Source organism: Psychrobacillus sp. (assembly GCF_056205495.1).
The window spans coordinates 1-5,624 of record NZ_JBAEAP010000178.1 but is presented as its reverse complement, the minus strand read 5'-3'; the positions used below and the strand labels follow the sequence as shown (position 1 = coordinate 5,624).

Genomic DNA, 5,624 nt, shown 5'->3' with positions numbered 1-5,624 from the left:
TATGGTATTTTGCTGATATTACTACAGCGATCCCTACCTTCGTAAACTTAGTTGTGTTACTATTTTTAAGCAAGAAATTCTTTGAGTTATTAAGAGATTACAAGGCTAGGTATTTAAATATTGGTGTGGTGGATCCAAACTTTAATGTGTTTTATGAGGATCGTTTGAAGAAGAAAAAATGATTTTCACCATAGGTGACAAACACGCATGCAGGTATAAGCAACAAACGTGAATGTGTTTACATTCACGTTTGTTTTTTGTACACGAACATTAAGGATTCATACTGTTCCATATTAAAATCCTTCTGTCCACGTATAAACTTTTCTTTTAGATTGAAATAACATATTTCTAAATAGTCTTTCGTATGATGATGCTCAAATGGATCTGCTAGTGTTTTATAAGAGCGACCTTCAAAATATTTTTCCATTTTGTCTACTGTACGTATATTTATGTTGCGTTTACGCATTTCCAGTAAGACGAGCTGGGTATAAGAAAATAAATCATCCTTTGGATAGTCATAGATATAGTTTATTAAAATATGGCGATCTTCTTTCGCAAAAATACTGTTTAACTCACGCCATTGTGCCAACAGCTGGGATTTCGGTAAAGAGCTTAGTAATTGTTGGTGCCATAAGCGCAAAGAAAACATCTCCTTTATGAAGTTGACCCTGTGTTAGAAACATTCATGTTATATCAAACAATGATGAATGTTTAAATTTTTTGTGTTTGTTTGCTGCACAAGGAATTGAAATATGGTGGGAAATGTAAATTAACTGTGCTATTATTGGGTAAATGGAGGTGTCATAATGCCGACAATAGCATTACCTGGTTTTATGTTCACTATTATAGTTCTTGCTTTTATAGCAATCATAGCACTTATTGTTATCTTTATGGCTACAAGTAAAACTAAAAAAGGATGACCTTCTAGGTGATCTTAAAGGGGAGATTTCAAATGGTTTTAAAAATGCTTTTAGAAATTCTTCGTATTATTTTCATTTTTGCAATTCTTGGTGTAATTTTGAGTGGTTTACTAAATGCAATCTATACTAGGTTCGAGGTTGGAACTTATTCCTGGTTAGGTGGCGTGGCGATTTTATTATTACTATTTGTATTATATAGAAATAAACTTCAATTCTCAGGTTGGTATAAAGGAGAAGGAAGAAAAAAATTACCTAATTCAGTTACTTATGTTATTGCTACAGTGTCAGTTTTTATGATCGTCTCTCCTTTTATTGTAGGTTAATGGTGTTCGTAAAATCAAACAAAGCCCTCGTAATATATAGAGGGCTTCGGAATAGCTAAAGCTGTTTTCAATAAATTATGTGTATATTGAATCCAGGAAGTATGCTTTGATATAAAATAAGCTTAAGATGTCTTTGCTTTTGGAGTTCTTTTCCGAGCAGGCGCCTTTTTCTTTTTTGTTTTATCTAAGGAAGCCTGTAACGCTGCCATTAAATCCGTCACATTAGATGCAGCTGCGGGTTGCTGTTTACCGTCTGTTTCAATAGGTGGACTGCTAACTTTTTTCTCTTCGATTAATTCCATAAGTGCAGTACGGTAATCATCTGTATATTTTTCAGGGTTAAATTCAGTAGTCAGTTGATCGACTAATAGCAAGGCAGTTTCTAATTCCTTTTGTACGACTGTTTGGTCAAGCGGGATATTTGGAACATCCGAAGCCTTTCTCACCTCATCGGGGAAATGAATGGTTTCCATAACGAGCAATTCCTTGTATACACGCACAACTGCTAGCTGTTCTTTAGCTCTTATAATAATTTTGGCTACACCAATTTTTCCAGATTCCTCTAAAGCTTTTCTTAATAGAGAATATGCCTTGGAGCCACCACTGTCAGGAGCTAAAAAATAGCTTTTTTCAAAATAGATAGGATCGATTTCTTCTAGTTTTACAAAATCGATTATTTGTACTGCTTTATCTTCATTTTCTTTTCGCAGCTTTTCAAGTTCCTCTTCATCCAAAACGACAAACTTGTTTTTAGAATACTCGTAAGCCCTCACGATATCTTCAGGTTTCACTTCTTCACTACAGCCCTCACAAACCTTTTTATAGGAAATCGGCTTCATGCATTCCTTATGAAGTTGGCGTAATTTAATATCTTTATTATCAGTTGCAGTATGAAGTTTTACAGGAATATTGACAAGTCCAAAACTGATACTTCCTTTCCAAACTGTATGCATATGTGTTACACCTGCTTTTCTTTTCCCTTACTATGATATCTTTTGACTAGTTTTATGTATGAGGAAGATAAATTTATCAAAAGCTAATGAAAAAGAAAGTAGGAAAAAATATTAAACCTATGCTTTTAACTCCTAGTGATGATATTCCTTTAGATAAGGATTGGATATATGAAACTAAATATGATGGTTTTCGATGTATATTAGAATGGTATGAGGAACCTATATTAAAAAGTAGAAATGAGAACGTTCTCAATAAAATGTTTCCAGAAATTATCCAATTTTGCCTTTCTATTCAGGACAAAATAAAACCATACTTACCAATAGTGATGGACGGGGAGATTGTGCATTTAGTAAATAATTATAAGAGTAATTTTACAGTCGTTCAAACAAGAGGCAGGATGAGAACTAATGATGCAATTGAAGAGCATGCTGCGAAATTTCCTTGCCACCTAGTAATTTTTGATCTCATGACTATTAATGGAGATGGCATTCATAGCCTTCCACTTGTTACACGAAGAGAGAAGCTTAGTCTAATGTTTAAGAAGCTTAGTCTACCTACTGCTGATTGTGAAAATAATAAACGACTACAAATAATTGAACAAAGTAAATTGAGTCAACAACTATGGGGAAAAATTGTAGCTCATAATGGAGAAGGAATGGTTGCAAAGAAAAAGAAAAGTTTCTGGACTATTGGAAAGCGCTCAACTGATTGGCTCAAAATCAAAAATTGGAAGATTACAACCATCATCCTAACATCATTTGATAAGAATAATAATTATTTTTTTGGAGCTATCTATGAACAGGATAAATTAATAGAAGTGGTCAACTTTAGCCACGGTCTAAAGGAAGAAGAGCTTCTAACGCTTCAAAACTTTTTTTATACTAATGGTCAAATGGTTGGGAAAAACAAGTGGGTCATAGAACCTTCTATATGCGTGGATATTGCTTCAATCGATTTTGATGGAAAAAGTTTGAGAGAACCAAGGTTCCATCAATTTAATTTTGATTGTGAACCAGCTGAGTGTACAAGAAGACAATTTAATTTACAATTATACACTTTACCTGAAAACGTGAAAGTAACTCATCCGGACAAGCCTATATGGCTTACAAATGATATTCGAAAAGAGGACTATCTCTATTTTCTTCAACGAGTCTCTTCTTATATGATACCTTTTTTAAGGAATAGACTGTTGACTGTCATTAGATACCCGCATGGAACAATAAGGGAGGAACGATTTTATCAAAAAAATTGGGAGGATAACATCCCTAAATATGTAGAAACCAAACTTTTTGAAGATAACAGGTATGTTATTTGTAATAATATCGAAACTCTTCTTTGGCTTGGAAATCAGCTAGCATTAGAATTCCATATTCCTTTTCAAACAGTTGATACAGAAAAACCAACAGAAATTGTATTTGACTTAGATCCCCCGTCCGTGGATTATTTTTGGATGGCAGTTGAAGCAGCAGTTAGAATGAAAGCTATTTTCGATGAATTTTCTCTTGTTTCATTTATTAAAACATCAGGGGGAAAGGGATTGCAAATTTATATTCCACTACCTAAAGGTATTTTCTCTTACGAGAACACCAGGATTTTTACTAAATTTGTTTGCGATTTTCTCTGTGAGCAGGAGCCAAACCTTTTTACGACTGAACGCATGAAAAAAAATAGAGATAACAAGCTCTATCTGGATTACGTGCAGCATCATGAAGGGAAAACTATTATTGCTCCCTATTCTACACGCGGTAACGAGGGTGGCTATGTTGCAACTCCATTAAATTGGGAAGAGGTAAATAAAGAGCTGAGTCCCACTTTATTTACCATTCCAATTGTATTAAAAAGAATGGAGAAGCAAGGAAATCTTTTTCATAGTTTTAGACATGTAGACAACCAATTTGCATTCAAAAAAGTAATAGAACAGTTAAAAAACATACTATTTTAATTATACACTTAAGAGTAAGGCACTATTTTAACAAGAAAATGTTTCAGCAATTATTAGATGGGAATATGATTAGTGAGCTTGAGATAAAAGCTCAAAACAAGTAAAAGGAGGAATTAATATGGCTAACAATAACCAGAACAATCGCGGAAAAAATAACAATGGAAACATGTCGTTTGAAGAAGCAGGACGTAAAGGTGGAGAAGCTACCTCCAATAATCACGGACAGGAATTCTACGAGGAGATCGGACGCAAAGGCGGAGAAGCCACATCCGATAATCATGACAAAGACTTTTATAAGGAAATTGGTGAAAAGGGTGGAGAGTCGCGAGGCAACTCCAACAACCATTAATGTCAACGCTATATGAAAAAATTAAAAATGTTAATCACTAACTAAAATCCATGTTTAACAAAACCGAATTAAAAATAATCCAACCGATAATTTTAAGAGAATCTAAATAGTGAGTTTTAACTATTACTAGGAGGATGATTTTAATGGCTACAAATAATCGAGGAAACAACAATGGTAAAATGTCTGTAGAAGAAGCAGGACGTAAAGGCGGAGAAGTCACATCTGATAACCATAATAAAGACTTCTATAAGGAAATTGGACGTAAGGGCGGGGAAACTCGTCAACAAGGTAAAAACTAATTACTTCTATCTGATATACAAAATGAAAACCATAACTGCAATACCCGAGTCGATTATGTCTCGGGTATTTTTTGTTATTTAGCATGTTGGTAGGAACTATATATCAGATCTTAGTGGGCATGTTATAGGCTTTCTAAATAATATTTAAAAAGAATTCCATATTGTATTCAAAGAATGAATACTGTTTATTTCCTCGGAAATGATATAAGTATAATTCCATCTTAATTAGTCACTTCATTACCAGCATGTTACATGTAATGTTAGTTATAGGATCCAAAGTGTTTATTGAAAAAGGTAAAAAGATCACAACTAGCTTGCCCATGGATAATGATACCAGATAAGGAGGGATTGCTTCTAATTGCTTATTAAAAAGCATATAAAGTTCATTAAGCACTTACTACTTGGATTGTGCTTTTAAGATTGTGTGCAAAAATATTGTAAAATTTTAGTTATTGTTATATAGTATTACTCATTGAAAACTCGTCCTTAGAATAAATATACAAGGGGTAAAAAAGAAACAAAATGACAGATGTTAAAACGCAAAATAATATAGAAGAAATAATCCATTCAACAGTGCACTCGGTTAACATGACCATGGAGGTTTATAAAGACAATTCAGGGATTAATATGAGCTACAACTTTATAGGTAATTATATCGGAGTAGATTTGCACAGATTATTTATAGCCATAGAAGAGATGCCTTGCCCTTTTACAATGGAGTTATATGTTAAAATACTTACAATTCATGAGCTAGGTCATGCCATGGATCGTATTGCATTAATGAATACTCTAGAGCGAACAAAAGAAATTTTTCATATGAAACGAAATCATTCGATA

6 protein-coding genes and 2 pseudogenes are annotated in these 5,624 nt (G+C 33.5%); 6 read left to right on the top strand and 2 right to left on the bottom strand.

The features are described from left to right. A pseudogene (locus AC06OU_RS05340) lies at window positions 1-182 on the top strand (alanine/glycine:cation symporter family protein); the annotation flags it as partial. Window positions 183-244: 62 nt separating this feature from the next. Here AC06OU_RS05340 and AC06OU_RS05335 read toward each other — a convergent pair. Further along, entirely contained in the window at window positions 245-640 is a 396-nt protein-coding gene (locus AC06OU_RS05335; protein WP_475854453.1) for a pyrimidine dimer DNA glycosylase/endonuclease V, read from the bottom strand. A 312-nt stretch (window positions 641-952) separates the two neighbouring features. On the opposite strand from AC06OU_RS05335, the gene AC06OU_RS05330 reads away from it, so the two are divergent. Next, a complete protein-coding gene (locus AC06OU_RS05330; protein ID WP_475854452.1) occupies window positions 953-1,243 on the top strand; it encodes a hypothetical protein in 291 nt (96 codons plus the stop codon). Window positions 1,244-1,365: 122 nt separating this feature from the next. On the opposite strand, the gene ku is transcribed toward AC06OU_RS05330, so the two are convergent. After that, window positions 1,366-2,196 carry a non-homologous end joining protein Ku gene (gene ku / locus AC06OU_RS05325; RefSeq protein ID WP_475854451.1) on the bottom strand — a complete coding sequence of 277 codons (831 nt, stop codon included), beginning with the start codon at window positions 2,194-2,196 and terminating at the stop codon, window positions 1,366-1,368. An 86-nt stretch (window positions 2,197-2,282) separates the two neighbouring features. Between ku and AC06OU_RS05320 the strand changes: the two genes are divergently transcribed. From AC06OU_RS05320 to AC06OU_RS05305, 4 genes and pseudogenes are all read left to right on the top strand, one after another. Continuing rightward, window positions 2,283-4,139 (top strand): DNA ligase D, encoded by a 1,857-nt coding sequence (locus tag AC06OU_RS05320; RefSeq protein ID WP_475854450.1) that lies wholly within the window; start codon window positions 2,283-2,285, stop codon window positions 4,137-4,139. A 118-nt stretch (window positions 4,140-4,257) separates the two neighbouring features. Continuing rightward, window positions 4,258-4,485, top strand: a pseudogene (locus AC06OU_RS05315) (KGG domain-containing protein); the annotation flags it as partial. A 146-nt stretch (window positions 4,486-4,631) separates the two neighbouring features. Next, complete coding sequence (locus tag AC06OU_RS05310; protein WP_475854448.1) at window positions 4,632-4,787, top strand: hypothetical protein; 156 nt, start codon at window positions 4,632-4,634, stop codon at window positions 4,785-4,787. 522 nt (window positions 4,788-5,309) lie between these two features. Continuing rightward, window positions 5,310-5,624 (top strand): integrase (locus AC06OU_RS05305; protein ID WP_475854446.1); only part of this gene is annotated, 315 nt, incomplete at its 3' end.

Excerpts from the sequence above, each read along its gene's own strand:
- ku (WP_475854451.1), bottom strand. The coding sequence starts at position 2,196 with ATGCATACAGTTTGGAAAGGAAGTATCAGTTTTGGACTTGTCAATATT.
- AC06OU_RS05320 (WP_475854450.1), top strand. The coding sequence starts at position 2,283 with ATGAAAAAGAAAGTAGGAAAAAATATTAAACCTATGCTTTTAACTCCT.
- AC06OU_RS05310 (WP_475854448.1), top strand. The coding sequence starts at position 4,632 with ATGGCTACAAATAATCGAGGAAACAACAATGGTAAAATGTCTGTAGAA.
- AC06OU_RS05330 (WP_475854452.1), top strand. The coding sequence starts at position 953 with ATGGTTTTAAAAATGCTTTTAGAAATTCTTCGTATTATTTTCATTTTT.